We start from the raw sequence: 25,571 nt of genomic DNA on the forward strand, positions 1-25,571 counted from the left end.
ACTCAGGCCGCTTCCAGCTCATTGCAGACCTTGATGACCTGCTCGCGCAGCCAGACGTTGGCGCTGTCCTGATCGGCGTTCTGGCTCCATTGCATGTCGAGGGTGAACCCCGGCAGGCCGTTCGGCGCTTCGCAGTGATTGAACACCGCGTCGTTGGTCAGCAGACGCTGGATGCGCCGGGGCAGGGTGAGGATGAAGTCGGTGCCGGTGATCATTTTCAGGGCCGCGCTGTAGCTGTTGGAACGGGCGACGATCTGCCGTTTCTGCGCCTGACGGGCCAGCCAGCCATCGACCATGTTGGTGCTGGACGTCCACGGTGTCGGGAACACATGGCGCCGCTCGGTGAAGGCCTGCAGGCTCAGGCGCGGTTCCAGCGGCGTGGCGCGTTTGTCGAAGACGCAGACCAGATCGTCTTCCAGCAGCATTCGCGACTTGAGGTCGGTGTGGCTGCGGTGGAAGTTGGGGCCGAAACAGATGACCAGATCGAGGCTGCCTTCGCGCAGTTCGTCGGCGGGTACGTCGGTCTCGAACTTGTGCATGTTGACCACCACCGGTAAATCGTCGAAGTCGAAACGCTTCAACAGGCGTGGCAACACCAGTTGCTCGAAGTATTCCGGCGCGCAGATGTTGAAGGTTTTCGCTTGGTGGGTCGGGTCGAAGGCCGGGGCACCGGCATGGCACAGGTTGATGCTTTCGAGAATTTTCTGCACATGGCCGTACATGGTGCCGGCCTTGTAGGTGGGGCGCATGCCTGTGCGGGTGTTGATGAACAGATCGTCTTCGAAACTGGTGCGCAATTTTTTCAGGCAGTAGCTGACAGTGGACTGGCTGACGCACAGCGTCTCCGAGACATCCGTGACGCTGCTTTGCTCATACACGGCGATGAACACCATGAGGTCCTGCATGTCGAGCTTTCGAAGCAAGTTACTGTTCAGCATCCGTTCCGTCTCGCTGTGCTCCTTGCGCTGAATCCGCGCAAACGTGTGCGCATGATCGTAACGGAACGATGGTGCCAGGACAAAGCCTTGTAGGACGATTCAATGTCAGTTGTGGGACAGAAAGTTTTAGCAACACGACGTCGCCAGATAAACCGCAAAAAGATGGCAAGAAGCCTCTACCCCGGCGATGGTATCTGGCTTCAGCGGATGTGTCGGGCGTATTGCCGAGGGTCGAAACGCAGCACGATCAGCAACATCACCACCATTACCGCAGTCAGCGACCACCAGGCCCATTCGAAGCTGCCGAGCCGGTCGCGGATCATTCCGGCCAGCAGCGGCGAAAGCCCGGCGATCAAGTAGCCGATACCTTGCACGAATGCGGTCAGGCCGCCGGCGCGCTGCGGGTTGTCGAGGTGATCGAGCGAGACGATCAGGCTCATCGGAAACAAGCCGCCAATGCCCAGCCCCAACAGGCACGGCCACAGCAGGCTGAGGTGTTGCGGGCTGAGGATCAACCCGCAGAAGCCTGCGATGATCAGCAGCAGTAAAGCTGCGAGGACCGCGCGACGATCGCGGCTGCGGTTGGCGATAGCTGGCGTCAGCAGTCCGGAGATCACCTCCATGGCGGTCAGAAAACCCAACAGTAGCCCGGCATCCTGTTCGCTCCAGCCTTGTTCCACGTAGTACGGCGCCAGCCAGGCGAGTACGCAGGTGTAGGACGCCGTGCCGAGGCCGAAAAAGATGGCAAGCAGCCAGGCACGGGTATTACGCGCGAAGGATTCTTTTCCTGCAGCTGTGTTCTGGATGGATGACGAGGGCGACTGCGTCCACCAGACCAGCAGCGCGAGCAAAGAAAGTGCCGCCCAGATCGCCAGCCCGGTACGCCAACTGCCGGACTGCACCAGCACCAGCGGCGACAACGAGGCGGCCAGGGCGGCGCCGCCCATGATCGACGTGACATACAGGCCCATGCACAGCGCTACATGATCGGGGAAGCGTGACTTGATCAGCGCCGGCATTAACGCCTGAATCAAAGCAATGCCAATCCCCGCCAGCACCGCGCTGCCAATCAACGGCGGCGCCGAATCGAGCCACAGCCGCGACAGCGTCGCCAGTCCGATAATCAGCAGCGACAGGATCACCGCGCGTTGCTCGCCCAAACGTCGACTGATGCCAATACCAAAAAACATCGCCAGTCCCATCGCCATCACCGGCAGCATGGTCAGCAGCGAAGCCAGGCTGAAACTCAGTGCAATGTCGCCGCGTATGGCCGACAGCAAGGGACCGACGGCGGCCATGGACGGGCGCAGATTCAGCGCGACGAGGATGATCCCGAACATCAGCCAGACAGCGGGGCGGGTGGTGGTGCGGACGTTTTCCATCGGCAGACTCTGGATTGCGGAGGCTGCTGATTAGGCGGTGCGGCGCACTTACCGGCAAATCAGATTTCCTCGGTACTATTTAAAAACTAAATATCACTCTCCCCGTGTAGGCGCTGCCGCAGGCTGCGATCTTTTGATCTTGATCTTGAAAAACAAAATCAAAAGATCGCAGCCGGCGGCAGCTCCTACAGGGTGAGGTTCGGATTCATCTTGTTGATCTCGCTGTCAGACTATTCTTTATCTCTGGCGGGATATTTCGTTACAGCTCTGGTCCTGCGCAGGCGCGTAAAACGCCGGCGGCGATATATACTGCGCGCCATTCTTCAAGGGAGAGCCGTGTGGCCATCGATATTCACTGGATTCGCGACAACGAAAGCCTCGCGCAGCTTTGCGCCGAGTGGCAGCAACTGCCGTTCGTTGCCCTCGACACCGAATTCATGCGGGTCGACACCTTCTACCCGATTGCCGGTTTGCTGCAGGTCGGTGACGGCAAACGCGCCTGCCTGATCGATCCGCTGACCATCGACGCCTGGCAACCACTGGCGGCGCTGCTGGAAAACCCGGCGGTGCTCAAAGTCTTGCACGCCTGCAGCGAAGACCTCGAAGTGCTGTTGCGTCTGACCGGCAGCTTGCCGGCGCCGCTGTTCGACACTCAATTGGCCGCGGCCTATCTGAACCTCGGGTTCTCGATGGGCTATTCGCGGCTGGTGCAGGAGGTACTCGGTATCGAGCTGCCGAAGGGCGAGACCCGTTCCGACTGGTTGCAGCGCCCGCTGTCCGACACGCAGATCAGCTACGCCGCCGAAGACGCGGTGCATCTGGCGGAAGTTTTCGTACAACTGCGGCCGAAACTGTCTGACGATAAGTTCGCCTGGGTGCTGGAGGACGGCGCCGAATTGGTGGCCAACCTGCGCCGTGAGATCGACCCGTACGAGGTCTATCGCGAAGCCAAGCTGGCGTGGAAACTGTCTCGTGCGCAATTGGCGGTGCTGCGTGAGTTGTGCGCCTGGCGTGAAAAAGAAGCCCGCGCCCGTGATCTGCCGCGCAACCGCATCGTCCGTGAGCACTCGCTGTGGCCGCTGGCCCGCACGCAACCGGACAACCTTGCGGCGTTGGGCAAGATCGAAGACATGCACCCGCGTACCGTGCGTCAGGACGGCCAGTTTCTGCTTGATCTGATCAAGCGCTCTGGCAGTGTGGGGCCTGATCAATGGCCGCCGGCGGTGCCGGAGCCATTGCCGGTCGAAGCGGCGGCGCTGATCAAGCAACTGCGCGCCCTCGGTCAGGTCGAGGCCGAGCGTCTGGGCATCGCGCCGGAACTGATGCTGCGCAAGAAAACCCTCGAAGCGCTGGTCAAAAGCGGCTTCCCCGAGGGCCCTTATCAATTGCCTGAGTCGCTGCGTGGCTGGCGCCGCGAACTCATGGGCCAGAAGCTGCTCGACAGCCTGGCCACCGCCGGAGAACAGCCTTGAAACGTATTTGCTCCATTTACCAAAGTTCGAAGAAACCCGGGATGTATCTTTATGTGCTCAAGAGCGATGCGCTTGAGCGCGTGCCCGAGGCGCTGATGGCGGCCTTCGGCAAGGCGAAGCATTCCTTTGACCTGGTACTGACCCCCGAGCGCACACTGGCGCGCGAGGACATCACCGTGGTCCTGGAAAACCTCGACAAGCAGGGCTATCACCTGCAGATGCCACCGGCCGAGGACGAGTACATCGAACACCTGCCCGAAGAGTTGCTGCGACGCAACGACCCGGTCTGATCTGCGAGGCCCTGTTCTGGGCCTCTTGCCACCCTGGAACTGATTTTACGGCGACGACCGCCACGAAGGAGCACGGCTCTTTCGGCGGTTGCCTGCACGGTTTGCGAAAGGTTTGAAGATGCGCGTTCTGATTGCTGAACACGACCACGCGGTGTACGCCCGGCTGCTGCGCCAGATGGCCCCCGAACTTGAAGTCCTGACCAGTGGCGACTCTGCCGAACTGGCGCGTCAGGCTGCCGATTGCCCGGTGTGGCTGGGGCAGCCGGACCTGTTGGCGACCCTGCTGCGTCAGGGCCACCAGCCGCAATGGCTGCAATCGACCTGGGCCGGCATCACGCCGCTGCTCGCTGATGGTCTGCGCCGCGATTACCGCCTGACCCGCGCAGTGGGAATCTTCGGTCAGGTCATGGCCGAATACGTACTGACCTACATGCTCGGTCACGAACGGGAAGTGCTCGCGCGCCTCGTGAGCCAGGTCGAGCGCAAGTGGGATAACCGCACCGGCCAGAGTCTGGTCGGGCGCAAGGTGCTGATCGTCGGGACCGGCGATATCGGTCAGAGCGTGGCGCAGTTCCTGCTGCCGTTTGGCGTCGAGTTGTACGGCATTGCCAGCAGTGCGCGTGAGCAGGCGCCGTTCATCGAAGTCGGTTCGATGGCCGATCTGCCACGGCTGGTGGGCGCGGTCGATTACGTGGTCAACCTGCTGCCGAACACTGCGCACACCCACGATATCTACGATGCGGCGCTGTTCAAGCAGTTCAAGCCGACCGGGTTGTTCATCAACGTCGGACGCGGCGTGGCGGTGGTGGATGCCGATCTGGTCGAAGCCTTGAAGGAAGGGCATCTGGCCGGTGCGGTGATCGACGTTTGCCGTCAGGAGCCGTTGCCGCAGCGCCATCCGTTCTGGACTGCCTGGGGCCTGCTGCTGACTGGACACAGCTCGGCGCCGACGTCGCCGGCGTTGATGGTGCAGTTGTTCGTCGAGAACCTGAAGGCGTATCAGGCGGGAGAAGCGTTGCGCGGGGAAGTGGATTTCAACCGCGGTTACTGAGGTGTAATCAAAAGATCGCAGCCTTCGGCAGCTCCTACATTGATCCCTGTAGGAGCTGCCGAAGGCTGCGATCTTTTGCGTTTAAAGGGTGAAGTTGCCTTCCGCCGCCAGCTCGCTCAGCGGGCGACGCGGGCTCGGCTCTTCGCGGGCCTGCAGGTACTCGGCCAGGGTCGCCTTGTCACCCAGCTTGCCGACAGCGACCGCCGCATGCAGCGCATAACCTTGCGGAATATTCAGCTCCTTGCGGGTCAGCTCCTGATCGAAACCGGCCATGCCGTGGGTGTGCCAGCCGCTGATGCTCGCCTGCAGCGCCAGGTGGCCCCAAGCGGAGCCGGTATCGAAGGTGTGCCACAGCGCCGGGGTCTCTTCGCTGGCACCGGGTGCGGTGAAGGTGGTTTTCGAAATCACGATCACCAGCGCCGACGCGTGTTGCGCCCAGCTGCGGTTGAATTCATTCAGCAGCCCCAGGAAGCGCTCCCAGTTCGGCGTATCACGACGCGCATACAGAAAACGCCACGGCTGCGAGTTGTACGCCGAAGGCGCCCAGCGTGCGGCTTCGAAAAAACTCAGCAGGGTTTCTTCCGGGATCGCTTCGCCGGTGAAGGCACGAGGCGACCAGCGATCGGTGAACTGCGGGTGAATGGCGTAATCGGCAACGCGAGGGTTGGCACTCATCAAAAGATTCCTTGCTGTGTTTGCGTCATGAATTCGTGGCAAAACCCTACTGGGCGGCGATTCGGCTGACAAGCGCGATTTACCGACAGTCGCCAGCGCTTGGCCCGCAAGGCCTTGGGCACTAGACTGGCGGCCTTTTCACCACCTGATGTTGATGCTTGAGCCATGGCCGCCAAAGTCGAACCGTTCTGGAAACGCAAAACCCTCGAGCAACTGGATCACGAGGAATGGGAATCGCTGTGCGACGGCTGCGGTCTGTGCTGCCTGCAGAAACTCGAAGATGAAGAAGACAACAGCGTCTACTACACGCGCATCGCCTGCAAACTGCTGGACCTGAAAACCTGCCAGTGCAGCGACTACCCGAACCGCATCAAGTTTGTCCCGGACTGCATTCAGCTCACTCCGGGCCAGGCCGAATCATTCAAATGGCTGCCGCCGACCTGCGGTTATCGGCTGGTCAGCGAAGGCAAGGATCTGCCGCTGTGGCACCACCTGGTGTGTGGCGATCGTGACGCCGTGCACCACGAACGGATTTCCCAGTCCGGACGCATGCTCGCCGAAGGCAGCGTGCCGGAGGATGACTGGGAAGATCATCTGATTTTCCGCGCCGGATAAGTACCCAGGGTTTCCAGGATTGAACAAGGAGTGTGTATGGCTGGGGGATTGCTGCGGACATTGCTGATCGCCCCGCTGGCGCTAAGCGCACCGGTGTGGGCGGCAAAGAAAGTCGATCTGGATTACCACGTGCGCCTGCTGCCGCAAAGCGATCAGGCCGAAGTGCGCCTGACCGTGGCCAAGGGTGAAGCGGTACGCAGCCTCGATTTTGACCTCGGCGATGGCAGCCACTACAGCGACTTCAAGGCTGATGGTCAGTGGCAATTGTCTCCGGGCAAGCATGCTCGGGGCCTCTGGCGTCCGAGCGGCGACAAGCCCAGCCTGACTTACCGCGTCAGCATCAGCCACGGCCGCAAGAGCGGCAGCTTCGACACGCGCATGACCCCGACCTGGGCGCTACTGCGCGGTGATGATCTGGTGCCGCCGGCCCGGCTCGATCAGCAGGATGGCATCGAGCTGGTGTCACGTCTGCAATTCGAACTGCCCAATGGCTGGCAAAGCGTTGAAACCGCCTGGCCGCGCATCGGCAAAAACACATTTCGCATCGACAACCCATCACGCCTGTTCGACCGTCCGACCGGCTGGATGCTCGCCGGTCACCTCGGCAGCCGCCGCACGCGCCTGGGCGAAACCGAAGTCAGCGTGGCTTCGCCGCAAGGGCAGGGCATGCGCCGCATGGATGTGCTGACCTTGCTGACGTTTGTCTGGCCGCAGGTGCAAGCGGTCTATCCCCGGCATCCGAAAAAACTGCTGATCGTCGGCGCCAACGACCCGATGTGGCGCGGCAGTCTCGGCGCGCATGAATCGATCTATCTGAATACGCGCTTGCCGCTGGTCAGCGAGAGCGGCAGCAGTGCGCTGGTGCGTGAACTGGCGCAGGTGTTCGGGCGCATCAACGATGAACATCGCAGCGACTGGATCAGTGAAGGCTTTGCCGAGTATTACGCGATCGAACTGGTGCGCCGTGCCGGTGGCATGAGCGATGAGCGTTATCAGGCGCTGCAGGCGAAATTGACCAGAGACAGTCAGAAGGTGACGACGTTACGCGGCGAACAGATCAGCCCGGCGCAGCTTGCAAAGGCGGTGATGGTGTTGCAGGAACTGGATCGCGAAATTCGTCTGAAGACGCGCAACAAGCGCTCGCTGGATGATGTGTTGCGCGGGGCGATGCATCTGGGGACGGTGAGTACCAAGGAGTTTGTGCAACTGGCCGAGAGTGTTCTGGGCGAGTCTTCCAAAGTCCTCGATACCGTGTTACTGCAGTAATGATCAAAAGATCGCAGCCTGTGGCAGCTCCTGCAGGGGAAACGCATTCCACATGTAGGGGCTGCCGCAGGCTGCGATCTTTTGCTTTTAAACCCCGGCCTTCGGCGATTTCACCGAATCATTGCCAGTCACCGTCGCGGTGCTGGTCGCCGCCTCGGCATTGGCCTTGAGCTGGCTCAGCTCTTCACCCGCGCGCTCGATTTTGGCCCGCACGTTGTTCATGTCCTGACGGCTTTTCTCCAGCAGGCTCTTCACCGAGCTGTGCCCGGTGATGCCACGGGCCATCGCCACACCGCCAATCGCCACTTGAATCAGACCGAACACGCCGCCACGGCGCAGGCCCTTGCCGACCATGATCACGCCACCGGCCAGCGAGCCGATGCGCTCCCAGCCTTGGACGTTCTGCTCGGTCGGGCTCTGGAACGGGGTGGAATCGATACGTTGGACACGTTTGAGTTCGGTCATGATCTGTCTCCCAGGCAATGTGCAATAGATAGATAAGCTGACTGCCACAGCGCCCGGCTCGTTCCATCGGATGTGCGACGTTTCAGCGGAATTTCGGCCCGGAGCGGGTATTCAGGCCTTTGGCCATGCGGTCGTAGAGCACCACGTTGACCGTCGCTGCCAGATTCATGCAGCCGGTGGTCGGGATGTACACGACGTCTTCGCACCAGTCGCGGATCTCTTTATCCAGTGAGCCGTCTTCCGGGCCAAAGATGTATAGCGCGCGATCCGGGTGGGTGTATTCCGGCAGCGGGCGGGCGCCCTCGACCAGTTCCACGGCGACCGGGACGCAGTTGAGCGGGAGGATCTTTTTCAGGTCGTCGATGCCGATCAGCGGAATGTCGTAGTGCACACGCTTGGTGTCGGTGACGAAGTCGGCGGCGCGTTCATAACGCTTGCCGGTGTAGAACACCGACGCCACGCCGTAACAGCCTGCGGCGCGCATCACCGAACCGACGTTCTCCGGTGACTTGGGGTTGTACAAACCAATGCAGCTGTAACGTTTGTCTGCCACGAGCGGGGTGCCTTCGGGAAAAAGAGGGCGATTATACGGGGATTGGGCGGTTGTGGTCAGACCTCGGATTATCGGTGCCCGAACGGCCGCCTTCGCGAGCAAGCTCGCTCCCACAGTAGTTTTGTGTATGACACCGATCCAGTGTGGGAGCGAGCTTGCTCGCGAAGGGGCCAGTCGGGCCAATGAAGAACTTTAATCTTCTTTTTTCATCAACCCGGCGAGGGCGGCAAACGGGTTATGCGTCGCCTTGGCGATTTTCGGTGTGCTCAGCGAGCCGTCGCCGAAATACTGCTGGTCGGTGTAGCGCGAGTGCTCATTGTCATGGCAATACAGGCACAACAGTTCCCAGTTCGAGCCGTCCTGCGGGTTGTTGTCGTGGTTGTGATCGCGGTGGTGCACGGTCAGTTCGCTCAGGCGCTTGCCGGAAAACTCGCGGGCGCAGCGGCCGCAGACGTGCGGGTACATCTTCAGGGCTTTGTCGCGGTAGCCCATTTCCTTGTCGCGCTGGTTGTCGGCCAGGATGCGATCGAGTTTCGACGTGTTGGTCGGGGTGGACGAACTCATGGGTTCACCTTTGTAAAAGACTGATGACGGTTATGTGCAGAGTTTAGCTCAGCCCTTGAGCTTCTCGGCAATCCAGATCGTGTGGCGGGTGCCTTTGTTGCCGTGGGCGAAGACCTGGACTTCTTCGGCCTTGAAACCGGCCTTCTTCAATTTGTCGGAAAACTGCCGGTCAGCGCTGGCCGACCACACCGCCAGCACGCCTTTGGGCCGCAGGGCCTTGGCGCAGGCGTTCAGACCGGCGGCGGAATACAGCCAGCTGTTGGCCTTCTGGGTCAGGCCTTCGGGACCGTTGTCGACGTCGAGCATGATCGCGTCGAAGCCGTTCGGCTCGCTTTGCAGGACCTTGGCCACGTCGTCCTGGCGGATCACCGTGCGCGAATCGAGCAACGGTCGCCCGGACTTTGCACCAAGCGGCCCACGGTTCCACTCGACCACCCCTGGCACCAGTTCGGCGACCACCACTTCGGCGCTCTTGCCCAGATGCTTGAGCGCCGAGGCGAGGGTGAAGCCCATGCCCAGACCGCCAATCAGCACCCGTGAATTCGGCCGTCCGGCCACCTTGCGGCAAGGAATCTCGGCCAGCGCATCTTCGGAACCGTGCATGCGCGTGTTCATCAATTGCCCGCCGTCGCCGCCCTGGATCTTGATGACGAAATCCTCGCCATACTCGAACAGGCACAGGGCGCCGCCGCTGTCAGGGATCGGCGTGGTGTCGAGCAGAACGAAACGTTTCATGGAAATCTCTACAAGGGGGGAAGGCAAGCAGGCCCGTTGGGAGTAGCCTGAACGCAGACTAGAGGCCAAACGGAGCCCTTGATGAAGCGCATCATTCTAACGGCCATTGCCCTGGCCGCGCTCGCGATTACTGCAGTGCAGGCGCAGCAGACCATTCCGGTCAGCCCGACGCCGCAACCCGGATCACCGGGTACCGCCACGCCAACGCCGTATCCGCAAATCACCCCGATCAGCGCACCGAAGGCCGGTGCCGGCAGTGGTAGCCCGCCGCTGGTGCCGATCGAAATGCCCAGCCCGCCGAGCAAGGATCAACCGGTGCCGGGCATCGAGCCGAGCAGCACCAAGGCCAAATCCCCTGCCGGTTAAACCTGTTGCGCCGCCAGTTGGCCGTCGGCCATGCGCAGGCGTTTGGAAAGGGACACGGCGAGGGCGCGAATGATCTTGGCGGCGATCTTCGGCGCGTCGTTGAGCATCTTTTCCAGTGAGTCCTTGCCCAGGTTGAGCAGTTGGCAGTTGCTCGCCGCGACGCAGGTCGCCGAACGGCGCTCACCATCGAGCACGGCCATTTCCCCGAACGCCCGGCCGCTGCGCAGGGTGGCCATGGTGATGACCTGGCCGTCAGGGCCAGTCTTCTGCACCGCGACCTGACCGGTATGGAGGATGCACATGAAACTGCCGGCATCGCCCTCACGGAAAATCGCTTCACCTTCAGCCACGGTGCTGATGCTGAAGTAGCCCGAGGCCGCGGCGAAGTCCGCCAGTTGCAATTGATCGAACAGGCCACAGTCCATCAGCCAGTCGCGGATTTCGTTGTTCAGTAAGGTCGGTTCTGACATGTCGTTGCGGTCTTTATTGTTTTCACGGTTTTCAGGCACTACACGGACCCTTGTAGGAGTGAGCCTGTGGTGAGGGGATTTATCCCCGATCGGCTGCGCAGCAGTCGCAAATCCGCCAATGCGATCGGCCTGAAAGAATCGCATTGCAGATCTGGGGCGGCTTTGCCACCCATCGGGGATAAATCCCCTCACCACACAGGCTCGTTCCTACAGGGATCTGTGGTGTATCGGCCTCCTGGGTCTGGAGTTAAGACCCAAGTGACCGATGGAGTTCCTCAGGCCAGGCCCAAAACCTTGAACACAAATGCATATTCGAGTGCTACGTCACGTAATCCCTGATAACGCCCGCTCATTCCGCCATGCCCGGCGCCGAGTTCGGTCTTGAGCAGCAGCAGGTTGTCGTCGGTCTTGGTCGCGCGCAGTTTCGCCACCCACTTGGCGGCTTCCCAGTACTGCACGCGGCTGTCGTTGTAGCCGGCGATCACCAGCATTGCCGGGTAAGCCTGCGCGGTGACGTTTTCGTACGGCGCGTACGCTTTGATCCGCTCGTAGACGTCCGGCTCTGCGGGGTTGCCCCACTCGTCATATTCGGTGACGGTCAGCGGCAAATCGGGGTCGAGCATGGTGTTGAGCACGTCGACGAACGGCACTTCGGCAATCGCCACGCCGAACAGGTCCGGACGCTGGTTCAGCACTGCGCCAATCAACAAGCCGCCAGCGCTGCCGCCGCTGATCGCCAGTTTTTCAGCGGTGGTGATGCCGTTGAGGATCAGAAATTCGGCGCAGGCAATGAAGTCGCTGAAGGTGTTGTGCTTGTGCTCCTGTTTGCCAGCGCGATACCACGCTTCGCCCAGCTCACCGCCGCCACGCACGTGGGCGATGGCGAACGCCATGCCGCGGTCCAGCAGGCTCAGGCGCGCGTGGGAGAACCACGGGTCGAGGCTGGAGCCGTAGGCGCCATAACCGTACAGGTACAGCGGCACCGGTTTGCCGACCATCTCGCGTTTCATCACCAGGCTGATCGGCACCTGCGTGCCGTCCGGCGCGGTGGCCCACAGGCGTTGGCTGACGTAGGCGTCGGCGTCGAACGGACCGAGCACCGGAGTTTCTTTCAGGACGGTTTGCTCGCCGCTGTCCAGCAGCAACTGCCGCACCTGCGCCGGACGGTTCAACGCCTCGTAACGCAGACGGATGCGGTCGCTCTCGAACTCCAGGCTGTTCTGCACATAGAGGCTGTAGGCCGCGTCCGGCAATTGCACGCGATACGGCGTCTGGCCCTGTGGGTGAACTTCGATGATCGGCAGACCGGCTTCGCGCAGGCTCAGGGTCATGGCCGCCGTGTTCAGCGTTACGCCGTCGAGCATCACCGTGTCGCTGTGCGGAATCAGGTTCTGCCAGTCGGCCTCGCTCGGCACGACACCGGTGTCCGGTGCCTGATACAGGGCGAAGTTGATGCCGTCACGGTTGGTGCGGATGAACCAGGTCCACGCGCCATCCAGCGCGCCGTGGTCGACATCGTATTCGTGATCCTCGACCCGGGGCGCCAGGCAGGTGAAGGGCAGGTGCGGCTGATGCGCGTCCAGGGCCCAGACTTCGCTGGTGGTCTTGCTGCCCAGGGTCAGCAGCAATTGCTGCTCGGAACTGGAGCGGTAGCAATGCAGGAAGAAACGTCCGTCCGGCTCATGGAACACCTCTTCGGCAGCGGTGCCGTCGAGGCGATAGCGAAACAGCTTGTGCGGGCGATGGGTGTCGTCGAGCACGCCGAAGAACAAGGTCAGGCTGTCGTTAGCCCAGGTCATGCTGCCATCGCAGTCCTGGAATTCCAGCTCGCTGACCTTTTCGCTGGCCAGTTCCTTGACGAACAGCGTGTAGATCTCGTCGCCCGAAGCATCGACGCTGTAGGCCAGGCGCTGGTGATCCGGGCTGATGCTGAACGCGCCGAGCGAGAAGAAGCCGCCGTTGGCCAGCTCGTTGGGGTCGAGCAGCAGTTGCTCGCGGCTCTCGTCGAGGGTCAGGCTGTCGTCGGCCGGACGCGGGCAGCGGTAATGCCGGGCGTATTCGTCACCCGCCGTGGTGCGCGTGTAATACAGATACGGCCCCCACGGCGAGGGCAGGGACAGGTCGGTTTCGAGGATCCGGCCCTTGATCTCCTCGAACAGGCTTTCGCGCAGGGCGGCCTGATCGGCGGTCTGTGCTTCCTGATAGGCGTTTTCAGCCTTGAGGTAGTCGAGCACCGCGTCGGTGTCGCGTTCCTGCAGCCAGGCATACGGGTCGGCACCGGCAGCCTTGTGGGCGATCGGGGCGCGGATGACGTGGGCGGATTCGGGCATGGAAGGCTCTCGGACAGTATTCGTAATAATGGTTTTCGCAGCTCTTGAAACCATCGCACTCTCCTGTGGGAGCGAGCTTGCTCGCGAAGGCGTCCTGTCAGATGACATTTGTTTCACTGACCCGACGCTTTCGCGAGCAAGCTCGCTCCCACAGGGTTTGCTGTTGGCCGTCTGGCATTGGGACAAGCCTGACGGGCGAAAAGTCGTTACTATAAGCGCCTCTTTGCCTGCCTTGCCATGGACACCATGACCGAGAACGACTATCTGATCGCCTGGGGCCTCTACGCCTTCGCCGCTGTGGGCTGCCTGTTGGTATGGATGCGCCTGACCCGCTGGATGTGGCGCTGGCTGCGCGAGCCGCTGCGGGTGCTGATGGCGGTGTTGCTGTTCAGCCCGACCATCATTGATCCGGTGAAAGCCAAGGTTGCACCGTCGATCGCCATCACTGCGCTGGATCTGGCCTTCAAGGTCGGCAACAACGCCTGGCGGGCGATTTCCGACCTGTTCATGTACGGCATGATTGCCTTCGGCATCTACCTGGTTTTCGTGCTGATCCGCTTCCCGATCGAACGCGCCTCGCGCGCCCGTCGCGAGCAGGCCGAAGCCGCCAAGGCTGCGGCGCGTGCCGATGATCGCGACGACGATCAGCCGTTTGGCGGTGCCGGTGATGACCGTTACGGTCGCCCGCCATTGCCGAACAACCCGCAGCGCATGCGCGTCGAGCCGCGTCTGTAACCACGAGAGTCAGCACATGTGTGAATTACTGGGCATGAGTGCCAACGTGCCGACCGATATCGTGTTCAGCTTCACCGGCCTGATGCAGCGCGGCGGGCGTACCGGCCCGCACCGCGACGGCTGGGGCATCGCCTTCTATGAAGGGCGCGGTCTGCGCCTGTTTCAGGACCCGGCCGCCAGCAGCGAGTCGGAAGTCGCCAATCTGGTGCAGCGCTATCCGATCAAAAGCGAGGTGGTCATCGGCCACATCCGCCAGGCCAACGTCGGCAAGGTCTGCCTGTCCAACACCCACCCGTTCGTCCGCGAACTGTGGGGCCGTAACTGGTGTTTCGCGCACAACGGCCAGCTCGCCGATTTCACCCCGATCAAGAGCTTCTACCGCCCGGTGGGCGACACCGACAGCGAAGCGGCGTTCTGCGATTTGCTCAACCGCGTGCGTGCAGCCTTCCCGGAACCGGTCGATATAGAAGTGCTGCTGCCGGATCTGGTCGCCGCGTGTGCTGAATATCGCAGCAAAGGCGTGTTCAACTGCCTGCTCAGTGACGGCGACTGGCTGTTCTGCTATTGCTCGACCAAACTGGCACAGATCACCCGGCGCGCACCGTTCGGCCCGGCGCGGCTCAAGGATGTCGATGTGATCGTCGATTTCCAGGCGGAAACCACGCCTAACGACGTGGTCACGGTGATCGCTACCGAGCCTTTGACCGAAAACGAAACCTGGACCCGTTACCAACCGGGCCAATGGAGCCTGTGGCGACGCGGCGAATGCGTCAGCCAGGGCACGACCGAATAAAGGATCTCTCCTCGATGTTGCTCAGTTATCTACGGCTGGTGTTGTTTGCGGCGGGCCTGTTGATCGGTGTCCAGGTGCCGGGGTTCATCAACGATTACGCCAAACGCGTCGAAGCCCATCTGATCGAAGCGCAGACCGGTCTGCGCGGTTTTCAGGGCACCGCCGAGCAGTTCTTCAAGGGCGACTTGCAGGCGCTGGTCGCGCATTACCGCGCCAGTGACGACCCGGTATTTCGCAGCGATGCCGACAGCCTGAGCACCTTGCTCAACCGCCAGACGGCGCTGGATAAACAGTTTCAGGCGATGCAGGGCCCGTGGTACATCCGCTTCCTGCAAGTGGTGCTGGCCGCCGATCCGGACATTCGCAAGGAAACCTGGAACGGCTACAGCTACCAGATCCTGCTGACCCCGGAAGCGATGATCTGGGGCATGAGCGGCGCGTTGCTGCTGTCGTTCGGCATCGAGTGCCTGATTCGTCTGATTGACTGGGTGGTGCTGGGTGGCCGGCGTTTGCGCCAGAGCCGCCCGATTGAAGACCGCGACGTGCGCGGCCTCTAAAGCTTGCAAAGCTCTCTGTGGCGAGGGGATTTATCCCCGATGGGGCGCGAAGCGGCCCTCAACAGTGTGTCAGATAAACCTGATTGCTCAGGTTTCAGGACTGCTGCGCAGTCCATCGGGGATAAATCCCCTCACCACAGGTGTGATTACTGAGTGAGGGTGATGTACTTTTCACCCACCTTGCGCGCATACCCCGCCAGCACCTGCTGACACAACGTCACCATCTCCTCGACCCACTCCACGCCAACTCGCCACGACACCACCACCTGCAGATTCGGCGGGCGCTGGTCGATGTCGAGCAAAGTCAGTTCACCCCGCGCCAGTTCCTCGGCCACCAGCACCGGCGGCAATACGCCAATGCCGAATCCATCACCTAACAACCGGGTAATCGCCGACACTGAATTCACGCAGTTCAGGCGTGGCGCGAGCACGCCGTTGGCCTGCATCAACGCCAGCAGGTCCTGGTGCGGTCGGGAGTTTTTCGAATAAGTGATGATCCGTTCCCGCGCCAGCTCACCAAGGTCGGCGTACTCGCGGTTGTAGATCGAGTTGCTGGCGACGATCCAGCCCAGCGGATGGCTGGCCAGCTCGAGGCTGCGCACGCTTTCGTGGCGCACCAGATCGGTTTGCAGAACGATGTCGAGAAAGCCTTTTTGCAGCTGATCGCAGAGATTCAGCGAGGTATCCGCCACCAGCTCGATTTCCACCCTCGGGTACCGTTCGGTCATCTGCGCCACCAACGGGCTGAGCCAGGTGTGGATCACCGTGTCCATCACGCCGATGCGCACCCGGCCGACCTTGCTCGAGCGGGTCTCGATTGATTGCTTGAGCGCCGACATCGTATCGAGCATCTGCTCGGCATAATCCAGCACTTTCAGGCCTTCGGGCGTCAGGCTGACGCCGCGTGAATCGCGCAGAAACAGCTTCACCCCCAGCTCGCCTTCGAGCACCGCGATGCGGCTGGAAATCGACGCCTGGGTGGTGAACAGCTTGTCGGCGGTCAGGCGAAAACTCTTCAGCCGGGCGACCCAGACAAAGGTCTCGAGAAACTTCAGGTTCATGGCAACGGCTCGGGTGACAAATTTTTCTTATGCCTAAGGCGGGTTTTTATTCGTTGGACGCAGCAGGGCCGGGCGACGAAAAATCGGCGCATCCGGTTCCCACGATAGGCGTCGTCGGAACTTCGAACAAGACCAATAAAAGCCTGCGGAGACTTGCCATGCGTGCGCCCGACACCCTCGACCTCCCCAAGAGCACGGCCCGCCCCGGACCGTTCGACTGGTATCGCAACATCAATCAGCAAGAGCGTCGCACCTTCTGGAGCTGCAAGATCGGCTATGGCCTGGACGGTATGGACACGCAGATGCTCAGCTTCGTGGTGCCGACCCTGATCGCCATGTGGGGCATCACCACCGGGCAGGCCGGGCTGATTCACACCAGCACGCTGATCGCCTCGGCCATTGGCGGCTGGGTGGCGGGGATTCTTTCCGACCGCATCGGCCGCGTGCGCACCTTGCAACTGACGGTGCTGTGGTTCGCCTTCTTCACCTTCCTCTGCGGTTTCGCGCAGAACTACGAACAGTTGCTGATCGCCCGCACCCTGATGGGCTTCGGTTTTGGCGGCGAATGGACCGCCGGCGCGGTGCTGATCGGTGAAGTGATTCGCGCCAAGGATCGCGGCAAAGCGGTGGGCATGGTGCAGAGCGGTTGGGCCTTGGGCTGGGGGCTGACGGCGATTCTGTACGCGCTGCTGTTCTCGCTGCTGCCGCCGGAAGAGGCCTGGCGGGCGCTGTTCATCCTTGGCATCGTGCCAGCGGTGTTCGTGATTTTCGTGCGTCGGCTGGTGAAAGACCCGGAGATCTACCGCGAAGCCAAGGCGGCGCAAACCCCGGAAAATCCGGCGAAGTTCTATGAGATCTTCGCCCCGGGCATGCTGTTCACCACGTTCCGTGCCTCCTTGCTGACTACCGGTGCGCTCGGCGGTTACTACGCGATCACCTCGTGGCTGCCGACTTTTCTCAAGAACGAACGCGGCCTGAGTGTGCTCGGCACTGGCGGCTATCTGGCGATGGTGATCGTCGGTTCCTACGTCGGCTATGTGATCAGCGCTTATCTGACTGATCTGCTTGGTCGGAAAAAGAACTTCATCCTGTTCGCGGTCGGCTCGTTCACCATCGTCTTGCTATACACGCAGATGCCGGTCAGCAATGGCGTGATGCTGTGGTTGGGCTTTCCCCTGGGCTTCTTCGCCTCGGGGATTTTCAGCGGCATGGGCGCGTTTCTCACCGAGTTGTTTCCGACGCGGATTCGTGGCTCGGGGCAAGGCTTCTGCTACAACATCGGCCGGGCGCTGGCGGCTCTGTTCCCGCTGCTGATTGGCCTGCTCAGCCAGAAGGTACCGCTGAGCGTGGGGATCGGTGCGTTTGCGGCGGTGTCCTACGGCGTGGTGATTCTGGCCGCCTTGAGCCTGCCGGAAACCCGTGGCAAGCAACTGGATGCGCAGTAACTGATAACCTGCCTTGCAAGTGTCCTACAGATAAAAAGACCAGAAGCTACAGGAGTGTTCACCGTGAGCCGCCTGCTATTGAACTGTGACATCGGCGAGAGTTTCGGCAGCTGGACCATGGGTCTGGACGCCGAAGTCATGCCCTTCATCGACTGCGCCAACGTGGCCTGCGGCTTCCATGCCGGTGACCCGGGCATCATGCGCAAGACCGTCAGTCTGGCCCTGAGCCACGGCGTGCAGATCGGCGCGCACCCGGCCTATCAGGATCTGGTCGGTTTCGGCCGGCGTTCCATGGCCTATTCCGCGCAAGAGCTGCAAGACATCCTGCATTACCAGATCGGCGCGCTCGACGGCATTTGCCGCGCGCAGGGTGGGCGAGTCAGTTACGTCAAACCCCACGGCGCGATGTACAACGACATGATGGCCAACCCGGCACAGTTGCGGGCGGTGATTCAGGCCGTCGCCGCTTACGATCGCTCGTTGCCGCTGATGCTGATGGCCACTCGCGACAACGCGGCGGCGCAACAGCTCGGTGATGAATACGGCGTGACCCTGTGGTTCGAAGCCTTCGCCGACCGTGCCTACGACAGTGCGGGTCGACTGGTGTCGCGGCAACTGGCAGGCGCGGTGCATCACGAACCAGAAACAATCATCGAACAGGCCCTGACTATCGCCCGTGGCGGCGACCTCGTGGCCAGCGACGGCAGTGCGCTGCATCTGCAGGCCAACACCTTGTGCGTGCATGGCGACAACGCCAGTTCGGTGGCCGCCGTGCGGCGCATTCGCGAGGCCCTGAATCAGCAGAGTGCGCCATGAATCCAAGGATTGAAGTGGTGGCGGTGGATTGCCTGATGCTGCGCCTGTTCGATGAAATCGCCGAAGCCAACATGCCGTGGATGCTCGCCGCCAGTGAGCGACTGCGTGCGGTGTTTGGCGCGCAGTTGATCGATCTGGTGCCGTCCTACACCACGTTGATGGTGCATTACGACCTGACCGCGCTGAGCCCGAGTCAGGCCCGTGAATTGATCGCTGAAGCCTTGATCGACCTGTCGCCAAATGCACGAACCCGTGGCCAGTGCCATGTGTTGCCGGTCTGGTACGACCTGAGTGTCGGCCCCGAACTGAGTCTGCTGGCGCAGCGCAGCGGGTTGGCGGTGGAGGAGGTGATCCGCCGTCACAGCGCTCGCGAATATCAGGTGTTCGCCCTCGGCTTCGCACCGGGATTCGCCTTCATGGGACTGGTGGAAGAAATCCTCGCGGCGCCACGTCTGGACACCCCGCGCAAGAAAGTCGCGGCCGGCAGTGTCGGCATCGCCGAACGGCAGACCGCGGCTTATCCGGTGGTGTCCCCCGGCGGCTGGAACCTGATCGGCCGTACCCCGGCGAAACTGTTCGACCGTCATCGCGACGGCTACAGCCTGATGCAACCCGGCGACACCGTGCGTTTCGAAGCGGTGAGCCACGCCGAGTTCATCAACCTGGGCGGTGATGACACACCGCTGGAGGCGCTGGCATGAGCCGACTGACGATTGAAGCCAGCACGCCGCTGAGTTTGTTGCAGGACGCCGGGCGTTTTGGCGTGCGCCATTTGGGCGTGACGCAGGGCGGCGCAGCAGATTGGTGTTCGATGAACTGGGCCAACTGGCTGCTGGGTAACCGGCTGGATCTGCCTGCAATCGAAATCACCCTTGGCGGATTTGCCGTAGTGGCGCAGGACGATTGCTTGCTGGCGCTGGCCGGCGCTGATCTCGGTGCGCAGATCGATGGTCAGGCGCTGGCGCCGTGGCGCAGTTTCAAGCTGGGCCAAGGCCAGACATTGAGGTTCACCCAACCGCTGCTCGGCGCCCGGGCTTATCTGGCCGCGCCCGGTGGTTTCGACGCGCCGCAGGTGCTGGGCAGCAGCGCCACGGTGGTGCGCGAAGAGCTGGGTGGACTGGATGGCATGGGGTTGCCGCTGACCAAGGGCGCGACATTGAGTTATCGCGGGGAGGTTCTGCAGGTGCGTGAAGTGCCGCTGGCGCATCGACCTGATTTGCGCCTCAATGCACCGCTGGATCTGGTGCTCGGCGCACAGATCGGCCAGTTCAGCGGGCAAAGTCTGTTTGATGTGTTCAACAGTCCATGGGCACTGGACAGTCGTGCCGACCGCATGGGCATTCGACTGTTGGGCAAGGCGTTGCAGTACCAGGGCGGGCCGATGATTTCCGAGGGCATTCCGCTGGGCGCGGTGCAGGTGCCGCCGGACGGGCAGCCGATTGTCTTGCTCAATGATCGGCAGACGATTGGTGGCTACCCACGGTTGGGAGCGTTGACGCCGTTGGCGCTGGCGCGACTGGCGCAGTGTCTGCCGGGGGCGCAGGTGCGGTTAAGGCCGGTGGTGCAGGAAGTGGCGCACCGGGAGCATGTCGAGTATTTGCAGCGCTTTGGTTGAAGATCAAAAGATCGCAGCCTGCGGCAGCTCCTACAGGGAAACGCGAACTTCGCTGTAGGAGCTGCCGCAGGCTGCGATCTTTTGCTTTTATTTGGACAGGAAGCGCATCCCTTCTTCCAACCCGCGCAACGTCAACGGATACATCTGGTCCTCGATCAAATCGCGCACGATATTGGTCGACGAGGTATAGCCCCAAGTGTCCTTCGGATACGGATTGATCCAGATGAGCTTCTTGTACTTTTCCATGAAGCGCTGCATCCACACGTAACCCGGCTCTTCGTTCCAGTGCTCGACACTGCCGCCGGCCTGGGTGATTTCGTAGGGCGCCATGGCGGCGTCGCCGATGAAGATCACTTTGTAGTCGGCGCCGTACTTGTGCAGCAAGTCCTGCGTCGAGAAGCGCTCGGAAGTGCGGCGCATGTTGTTCTTCCACACCGATTCATAAATGAAGTTGTGGAAGTAGAAGTACTCCAGATGCTTGAACTCGGTCTTGCACGCCGAGAACAACTCCTCGCAGATCTTCACGTGGGCGTCCATCGAGCCGCCGATGTCGAACAGCAGCAACAGCTTCACCGTGTTGCGCCGCTCCGGGCGCATCTGGATGTTCAGCAGGCCGGCATCCTTGGCGGTGTGGTCGATGGTGCCGTCGATGTCGAGTTCTTCCGCTGCCCCCTGACGGGCGAATTTACGCAGGCGACGCAAAGCGACCTTGATGTTGCGGGTGCCCAGTTCCACCGAATCGTCGAGGTTCTTGTACTCGCGCTGATCCCAGACTTTCACCGCTTTGCCCTGGCGCTTGCCGGCATCGCCGACCCGAATGCCTTCCGGGTTGAAGCCGCCGGAGCCAAACGGGCTGGTGCCGCCGGTGCCGATCCATTTGTTGCCGCCGGCGTGGCGTTCCTTCTGTTCTTCCAGACGTTTCTTGAACTCTTCGATCAGCTTGTCCAGGCCGCCGAGGGACTGGATCTGCGCGCGTTCCTCATCGCTCAGCGAGCGCTCGAATTCCTTGCGCAGCCAGTCTTCGGGAATCAATGCCTGCAGGTGATCGTCGAGTTTTTCCAGGCCATTGAAGTAGGCGCCGAACGCACGGTCGAACTTGTCGAAATGCCGTTCGTCCTTGACCAGAATCGCCCGCGACAAGTAATAGAACTCGTCCATGTCGGCGAAGGTCACGCGCTGTTTCAGCGCGTTGATCAGGTCGAGCAGCTCGCGCACCGACACCGGCACCTTGGCGGCACGCATTTCGTTGAACAGGTTGAGCAACATGGCATCAGCCTCTTAGCGAGAACCGCGACGGCTCATGAACGCCAGGCGCTCAAGCAACTGCACGTCCTGCTCGTTCTTCACCAGCGCACCGGCCAGTGGCGGAATGGCTTTGGTCGGATCGCGCTCGCGCAGCACCGCTTCGCCGATGTTGTCAGCCATCAGCAGCTTCAGCCAATCGACCAGTTCCGAGGTCGACGGCTTCTTCTTCAGGCCCGGCACCTTGCGCACGTCGAAGAACACGTCCAGCGCTTCGCTGACCAGATCCTTCTTGATGTCCGGGTAGTGCACGTCGACGATTTTCTGCAGGGTGCTGCGGTCGGGGAAGGTGATGTAGTGGAAGAAGCAGCGGCGCAGGAAGGCGTCCGGCAGCTCTTTCTCGTTGTTCGAGGTAATGATGATGATCGGGCGTTTTTTTGCCTTGATGGTCTCGTCGATCTCGTAAACGTAGAACTCCATCTTGTCGAGTTCTTGCAGCAGGTCGTTGGGGAACTCGATGTCAGCCTTGTCGATTTCGTCGATCAGCAGAATGACGCGTTCTTCGGACTCGAACGCCTCCCACAACTTGCCCTTCTTCAGGTAGTTGCGCACGTCGTGGACTTTTTCGTTGCCCAGTTGCGAGTCGCGCAGACGGCTGACCGCATCGTACTCGTACAGCCCCTGATGGGCCTTGGTGGTGGACTTGATGTGCCAGGTGATCAGCTTGGCGCCGAACGATTCGGCCAGTTGCTCGGCGAGCATGGTCTTGCCGGTGCCCGGTTCACCCTTGACCAGCAGCGGCCGCTCCAGGGTGATGGCGGCGTTGACCGCCAGCTTCAGGTCATCGGTGGCGACGTAGGCCTGGGTGCCTTCGAACTTCATCTGCTAATCCTCGAACGGTAACGCCGACCTGCACGGGCAGGGCGGGGGCGAAAAAATCGGATGCCCCGACTATAACGCGCAGCCCGGTCGACTGTGAACGCAGACGGCTTATTCAGTCTCTGAATGGGGCGTCACATGTTGACTCGGTTTCGGCCAGAGGCCAGTATTCAGGTATCGCCGATTTGGCGATAGCCTGTCGGGCATGACGACTAAATACCGATTTCGCGACAAATACCGCATTCAGTTACGTGAGAAGAATCACCCGCCACCCCATGTCCACTTGATCGGTGGCGGTGTGGACGTGATGCTGAGCCTTGAAACCGTCGAAGTCATGACGGGCAAGGCACCGCCGCTGATTATCAAGGAAGCGCTGGCTTGGGTTGCGGCTCATCAAGTGCAACTGCTGGAGGACTGGAAACGATGTTACCCATGAAAAGGCCTCGTCTGACGGCTATGCAGGCACTGTCAGGTTTTCGATTGAAACTGACCTTCATTGATGGTCAGGATCTGACCCTTGACCTGAGCCGAGATATCCACGCTTATCCAGGTCTGCAACCATTGCTTGATCCCGAAGTGTTTGCGGCTGCGACCCTTGACGACAATGGCTGGACGGTCGAATGGCTTGAGCCCGATATACAGATTGGCGCAGGCACGCTTTATATGGATGCGCTGGCCCAAAACACTGTCGATGAAAACACTCGGATTTTCATCGATTGGCGTGCACGTACCGGACTCTCACTGAATCAGGCAGCCGAGGCGCTGGGTGTCAGTGCCCGCAGCATCAGCCGATACAGTAATGGGCGGGAGGCGGTGCCAAGGTCATTAGCCTTGGCTTGTCTTGGTTGGGACTCATTGCAGCAAAAGTCCACGCTGGCGGCTGAAGAGTCTGGTCGATATGTCGTTAATCGTAAGAATTAGCCCGCATCCGGCTTCGGCCGCTCATACCGCGCATTGAAAGCCTGAATGAAGCCATTACGCAAAATCTGCAAGAACGCTTCGAACGCGCTGATATTTTGCTGATGCACGTTGCCACTGAGTTCGACCTTGGTGGCGAACTGGTTTTTGGCCTGGTTCTTCAGCACGGTTTCCGTGCCGCCGACGATGGCCTCCCAGACGGAGCGGAAGATGCTCTTGTCCTTGTTTTCCACATCCTGCTGCCAGTTGAACACTTCGACGTCGCGCAGCAACGGTTTGATGTAGCCAGTGACCTGGGCTTTTTTCGCCTGGGCCTCGATGACCACGTCGCCGTGGCCGGCGTTGAAGTCGAACTTGCCGTAGGCCGAGGCGAAGTCGTTCATGCTCTTGAGTTCGATGTCGCGGGCGCGCAGGCGGAACTGGAAGTCTTCGAAGTTGCTCAGCGGATCGAAGGTGGCGCTGGTCTCCAGCGGTGCGTGGCCGAGCAGCTTGGCCTTGCCTTCGAAGCGGGCATCGCGCTTGCCCTGTTTGTCGACCACGTTGGTCAGGTTGTAGATGCTCGCCTCGACGTTGCTGGCGTTCATGTTGACCGGCGGTTTGGAGTTGAAATTGCGGAAAGTGATCTTGCCGTCGTGGATCTGCACCTCGTCGAGAGTGATCGGCAGCAACTTGCCCAGTTGCGCCCGCCAGTCGGTGCCTTTACCAGTCTGCGAGTTCTGCTTGTTGGGGCCGCCATCGACGAAGTTGATCTCGGGATTGAAGAATTGCACCTGCGCCACCACGGCATGGTCGTACCACAGCGAGTGCCAACTGACCGCCAGATCAATCACCGGCGCGTTGACGAACGGCACCGGTACTTTGCCGTCGACCTTGACGATTTTCAGGCCGTTGATCTTATAAGCGCCGCGCCAAAGGGCCAGATCGACATCGGTGATCTGACCGCGGTAATCGCCCATGTCGGCGAGCTTGCCGTTCAAGTAATCGCGTACCACGTAGGGCAGGGCGATGTGCAGGGCGATCAGCAGCACGACGATGATGGCGAAAATTCCGATGGGCCAGCTGTAGCGACGCTTCATGGCGGTAGTTCCCGAACAATGTAAGCGATTGACTGTTGCGCGTCGCAGACGTTCGACCCGACTGGACTGCATCAGGCAACAGGCATACCTTGAAAGGCTGAATTCAACGCTGCATAAGGACCCAGCCATGAGCCGTATTTTCGCTGACAACGCCCATTCCATCGGCAATACGCCGCTGGTGCAGATCAACCGCATCGCGCCGCGTGGCGTGACCATTCTGGCCAAGATCGAGGGACGCAACCCCGGTTATTCGGTCAAATGCCGAATCGGCGCGAACATGATCTGGGACGCCGAGAGCAGCGGCAAACTCAAGCCGGGCATGACCATCGTCGAACCGACGTCGGGCAATACCGGCATCGGTCTGGCCTTCGTTGCCGCCGCCCGTGGTTACAAATTGATGCTGACCATGCCGGCCTCGATGAGCATCGAGCGGCGCAAGGTGCTCAAGGCCCTCGGCGCAGAACTGGTCCTGACCGAGCCGGCCAAAGGCATGAAAGGCGCCATCGAGAAGGCTGCCGAAATTGTTGCCAGCGACACTGGCTCATTCTTCATGCCGTCGCAGTTCGATAATCCGGCCAACCCGGCGATTCACGAAAAAACCACCGGTCCGGAAATCTGGAACGACACTGACGGTGCTGTCGATGTACTGGTCGCAGGTGTCGGGACCGGCGGAACCATCACCGGCGTTTCGCGGTATATCAAGAATACCCAGGGCAAACCGATTCTGTCGGTCGCGGTAGAACCCGTCTCTTCGCCGGTGATCAGCCAGGCCCTGGCGGGGGAAGAGATCAAGCCGAGCCCACACAAGATTCAGGGGATTGGTGCCGGTTTCGTACCAAAGAACCTCGATTTGTCGATGGTCGACCGGGTGGAACAGGTCACCGACGACGAATCCAAAGCCATGGCGCTGCGTCTGATGCAGGAAGAAGGCATCCTGTGCGGTATTTCCTGCGGCGCGGCCATGGCCGTGGCCGTGCGTCTGGCCGAGAAGCCGGAAATGCAGGGCAAGACCATCGTGGTGATTTTGCCGGACTCCGGTGAGCGGTATCTGTCGAGCATGTTGTTCAGCGATCTGTTCACCGAGCAGGAGAATCAGCAATAGTCGAATTGACTCAGATCAGCCGGGGTTCAGGATCGTTATGCTAATAAATGCTTTGTTGCGCAATTCTTAACACTGAATCTTGGCTTCAGCGGGTTTTTCCCGAGGCCGGTAGTGTTTATCATGGCCGGCTGCCATGCCGGGTAAAAGGCGTTGCGCAGCG

General features: G+C 61.0%; 29 protein-coding genes. 16 read left to right on the top strand and 13 right to left on the bottom strand.

Features of this window, described 5'->3' with window-relative positions:
• Positions 1–2: 2 nt before the first annotated feature.
• On the bottom strand, positions 3–938 hold the full coding sequence (locus HXW87_RS11055) for a LysR family transcriptional regulator (RefSeq protein WP_047292301.1): 936 nt from the start codon (positions 936–938) through the stop codon (positions 3–5).
• A gap of 200 nt (positions 939–1,138) precedes the next feature.
• Complete coding sequence (locus tag HXW87_RS11060; protein WP_239778904.1) at positions 1,139–2,320, bottom strand: cyanate transporter; 1,182 nt, start codon at positions 2,318–2,320, stop codon at positions 1,139–1,141.
• A 338-nt stretch (positions 2,321–2,658) separates the two neighbouring features.
• Here HXW87_RS11060 and rnd point away from each other — a divergent pair, with 338 nt between their 5' ends.
• The 3 genes from rnd to HXW87_RS11075 all read left to right on the top strand — a co-directional run bounded on the left by rnd (position 2,659) and on the right by HXW87_RS11075 (position 5,133).
• Positions 2,659–3,792, top strand: a complete 1,134-nt coding sequence (gene rnd / locus HXW87_RS11065; RefSeq protein ID WP_131669955.1) for a ribonuclease D — start codon at positions 2,659–2,661, stop codon at positions 3,790–3,792.
• Positions 3,789–4,082, top strand: a complete 294-nt coding sequence (locus HXW87_RS11070) for a YcgL domain-containing protein (protein ID WP_003222599.1) — start codon at positions 3,789–3,791, stop codon at positions 4,080–4,082. Before rnd ends, HXW87_RS11070 begins: the two co-directional genes overlap by 4 nt.
• A 118-nt stretch (positions 4,083–4,200) precedes the next feature.
• Positions 4,201–5,133, top strand: coding sequence for a D-2-hydroxyacid dehydrogenase (locus HXW87_RS11075; RefSeq protein ID WP_041070342.1), 933 nt, complete (start codon positions 4,201–4,203; stop codon positions 5,131–5,133).
• Between the two features lie 81 nt (positions 5,134–5,214).
• On the opposite strand, the gene HXW87_RS11080 is transcribed toward HXW87_RS11075, so the two are convergent.
• Positions 5,215–5,808 (bottom strand): nitroreductase family protein, encoded by a 594-nt coding sequence (locus HXW87_RS11080; RefSeq protein WP_047292309.1) that lies wholly within the window; start codon positions 5,806–5,808, stop codon positions 5,215–5,217.
• A gap of 165 nt (positions 5,809–5,973) precedes the next feature.
• Here HXW87_RS11080 and HXW87_RS11085 point away from each other — a divergent pair, with 165 nt between their 5' ends.
• Positions 5,974–6,423 carry a YcgN family cysteine cluster protein gene (locus HXW87_RS11085; RefSeq protein ID WP_086792005.1) on the top strand — a complete coding sequence of 150 codons (450 nt, stop codon included), beginning with the start codon at positions 5,974–5,976 and terminating at the stop codon, positions 6,421–6,423.
• Positions 6,424–6,459: 36 nt separating this feature from the next.
• Entirely contained in the window at positions 6,460–7,689 is a 1,230-nt protein-coding gene (locus tag HXW87_RS11090; RefSeq protein WP_239778905.1) for a hypothetical protein, read from the top strand.
• An 87-nt stretch (positions 7,690–7,776) separates the two neighbouring features.
• On the opposite strand, the gene HXW87_RS11095 is transcribed toward HXW87_RS11090, so the two are convergent.
• From HXW87_RS11095 to HXW87_RS11110, 4 genes are all read right to left on the bottom strand, one after another.
• Positions 7,777–8,154 (bottom strand): DUF2892 domain-containing protein, encoded by a 378-nt coding sequence (locus HXW87_RS11095; RefSeq protein ID WP_041070334.1) that lies wholly within the window; start codon positions 8,152–8,154, stop codon positions 7,777–7,779.
• An 82-nt stretch (positions 8,155–8,236) separates the two neighbouring features.
• Entirely contained in the window at positions 8,237–8,707 is a 471-nt protein-coding gene (locus HXW87_RS11100) for an RNA methyltransferase (protein WP_007911337.1), read from the bottom strand.
• Between the two features lie 192 nt (positions 8,708–8,899).
• Positions 8,900–9,271, bottom strand: coding sequence for a YajD family HNH nuclease (locus tag HXW87_RS11105; protein WP_003222612.1), 372 nt, complete (start codon positions 9,269–9,271; stop codon positions 8,900–8,902).
• 48 nt (positions 9,272–9,319) lie between these two features.
• A complete protein-coding gene (locus HXW87_RS11110; protein ID WP_239778906.1) occupies positions 9,320–10,006 on the bottom strand; it encodes a hypothetical protein in 687 nt (228 codons plus the stop codon).
• 81 nt (positions 10,007–10,087) lie between these two features.
• Here HXW87_RS11110 and HXW87_RS11115 point away from each other — a divergent pair, with 81 nt between their 5' ends.
• The gene (locus tag HXW87_RS11115) at positions 10,088–10,372 is read left to right on the top strand and encodes a hypothetical protein (protein WP_239778907.1); all 285 of its coding nucleotides are present in this window, start codon (positions 10,088–10,090) and stop codon (positions 10,370–10,372) included.
• Here HXW87_RS11115 and HXW87_RS11120 read toward each other — a convergent pair.
• Together HXW87_RS11120 and HXW87_RS11125 are read right to left on the bottom strand one after the other, a co-directional pair.
• Positions 10,369–10,842, bottom strand: a complete 474-nt coding sequence (locus tag HXW87_RS11120) for a cyclic nucleotide-binding domain-containing protein (RefSeq protein WP_041070525.1) — start codon at positions 10,840–10,842, stop codon at positions 10,369–10,371. The two genes, HXW87_RS11115 and HXW87_RS11120, sit on opposite strands and share 4 nt — an antisense overlap.
• A 275-nt stretch (positions 10,843–11,117) precedes the next feature.
• Complete coding sequence (locus HXW87_RS11125; protein ID WP_239778908.1) at positions 11,118–13,172, bottom strand: S9 family peptidase; 2,055 nt, start codon at positions 13,170–13,172, stop codon at positions 11,118–11,120.
• Positions 13,173–13,409: 237 nt separating this feature from the next.
• Here HXW87_RS11125 and HXW87_RS11130 point away from each other — a divergent pair, with 237 nt between their 5' ends.
• Genes HXW87_RS11130 through HXW87_RS11140 form a run of 3 tightly spaced genes read left to right on the top strand, consistent with a single transcriptional unit; the run spans position 13,410 to position 15,257 of the window.
• Positions 13,410–13,907 carry an MFS transporter gene (locus tag HXW87_RS11130; RefSeq protein WP_182404058.1) on the top strand — a complete coding sequence of 166 codons (498 nt, stop codon included), beginning with the start codon at positions 13,410–13,412 and terminating at the stop codon, positions 13,905–13,907.
• Positions 13,908–13,923: 16 nt separating this feature from the next.
• Complete coding sequence (locus HXW87_RS11135; RefSeq protein ID WP_007969599.1) at positions 13,924–14,700, top strand: class II glutamine amidotransferase; 777 nt, start codon at positions 13,924–13,926, stop codon at positions 14,698–14,700.
• A 14-nt stretch (positions 14,701–14,714) separates the two neighbouring features.
• Positions 14,715–15,257: a DUF2937 family protein gene (locus HXW87_RS11140; protein ID WP_007969600.1), complete on the top strand. Its 543-nt coding sequence runs from the start codon at positions 14,715–14,717 to the stop codon at positions 15,255–15,257.
• A 146-nt stretch (positions 15,258–15,403) separates the two neighbouring features.
• Here HXW87_RS11140 and HXW87_RS11145 read toward each other — a convergent pair whose 3' ends face one another.
• The gene (locus HXW87_RS11145) at positions 15,404–16,318 is read right to left on the bottom strand and encodes a LysR family transcriptional regulator (protein WP_047292326.1); all 915 of its coding nucleotides are present in this window, start codon (positions 16,316–16,318) and stop codon (positions 15,404–15,406) included.
• A 158-nt stretch (positions 16,319–16,476) separates the two neighbouring features.
• Here HXW87_RS11145 and HXW87_RS11150 point away from each other — a divergent pair, with 158 nt between their 5' ends.
• From HXW87_RS11150 to HXW87_RS11165, 4 genes are all read left to right on the top strand, one after another.
• The gene (locus tag HXW87_RS11150; protein ID WP_047292328.1) at positions 16,477–17,763 is read left to right on the top strand and encodes an MFS transporter; all 1,287 of its coding nucleotides are present in this window, start codon (positions 16,477–16,479) and stop codon (positions 17,761–17,763) included.
• 63 nt (positions 17,764–17,826) lie between these two features.
• On the top strand, positions 17,827–18,579 hold the full coding sequence (locus HXW87_RS11155; protein ID WP_047292330.1) for a 5-oxoprolinase subunit PxpA: 753 nt from the start codon (positions 17,827–17,829) through the stop codon (positions 18,577–18,579).
• Positions 18,576–19,280 (top strand): 5-oxoprolinase subunit PxpB, encoded by a 705-nt coding sequence (pxpB, locus tag HXW87_RS11160; protein ID WP_131669961.1) that lies wholly within the window; start codon positions 18,576–18,578, stop codon positions 19,278–19,280. Before HXW87_RS11155 ends, pxpB begins: the two co-directional genes overlap by 4 nt.
• The gene (locus HXW87_RS11165) at positions 19,277–20,194 is read left to right on the top strand and encodes a biotin-dependent carboxyltransferase family protein (protein ID WP_182404060.1); all 918 of its coding nucleotides are present in this window, start codon (positions 19,277–19,279) and stop codon (positions 20,192–20,194) included. Before pxpB ends, HXW87_RS11165 begins: the two co-directional genes overlap by 4 nt.
• An 87-nt stretch (positions 20,195–20,281) precedes the next feature.
• Here the strand turns inward: HXW87_RS11165 and HXW87_RS11170 are convergent, their stop codons facing one another.
• Positions 20,282–21,460, bottom strand: a complete 1,179-nt coding sequence (locus tag HXW87_RS11170; protein ID WP_182402722.1) for a VWA domain-containing protein — start codon at positions 21,458–21,460, stop codon at positions 20,282–20,284.
• Positions 21,461–21,472: 12 nt separating this feature from the next.
• On the bottom strand, positions 21,473–22,318 hold the full coding sequence (locus HXW87_RS11175) for a MoxR family ATPase (RefSeq protein ID WP_239778909.1): 846 nt from the start codon (positions 22,316–22,318) through the stop codon (positions 21,473–21,475).
• A gap of 202 nt (positions 22,319–22,520) precedes the next feature.
• Here HXW87_RS11175 and HXW87_RS11180 point away from each other — a divergent pair, with 202 nt between their 5' ends.
• Complete coding sequence (locus HXW87_RS11180) at positions 22,521–22,751, top strand: DUF4160 domain-containing protein (protein WP_239778910.1); 231 nt, start codon at positions 22,521–22,523, stop codon at positions 22,749–22,751.
• The gene (locus tag HXW87_RS11185) at positions 22,739–23,236 is read left to right on the top strand and encodes a helix-turn-helix domain-containing protein (RefSeq protein WP_239778911.1); all 498 of its coding nucleotides are present in this window, start codon (positions 22,739–22,741) and stop codon (positions 23,234–23,236) included. The genes HXW87_RS11180 and HXW87_RS11185 overlap by 13 nt, the downstream gene beginning before the upstream one ends.
• On the opposite strand, the gene HXW87_RS11190 is transcribed toward HXW87_RS11185, so the two are convergent.
• Positions 23,233–24,309, bottom strand: a complete 1,077-nt coding sequence (locus HXW87_RS11190) for a DUF748 domain-containing protein (RefSeq protein WP_239778912.1) — start codon at positions 24,307–24,309, stop codon at positions 23,233–23,235. The two genes, HXW87_RS11185 and HXW87_RS11190, sit on opposite strands and share 4 nt — an antisense overlap.
• A gap of 127 nt (positions 24,310–24,436) precedes the next feature.
• Here HXW87_RS11190 and cysK point away from each other — a divergent pair, with 127 nt between their 5' ends.
• Positions 24,437–25,411: a cysteine synthase A gene (gene cysK, locus HXW87_RS11195; protein WP_047292345.1), complete on the top strand. Its 975-nt coding sequence runs from the start codon at positions 24,437–24,439 to the stop codon at positions 25,409–25,411.
• Positions 25,412–25,571: the final 160 nt, after the last annotated feature.

It is taken from the genome of Pseudomonas sp. Y5-11, assembly GCF_022368695.1.
Classification (GTDB): domain Bacteria; phylum Pseudomonadota; class Gammaproteobacteria; order Pseudomonadales; family Pseudomonadaceae; genus Aquipseudomonas; species Aquipseudomonas parakoreensis.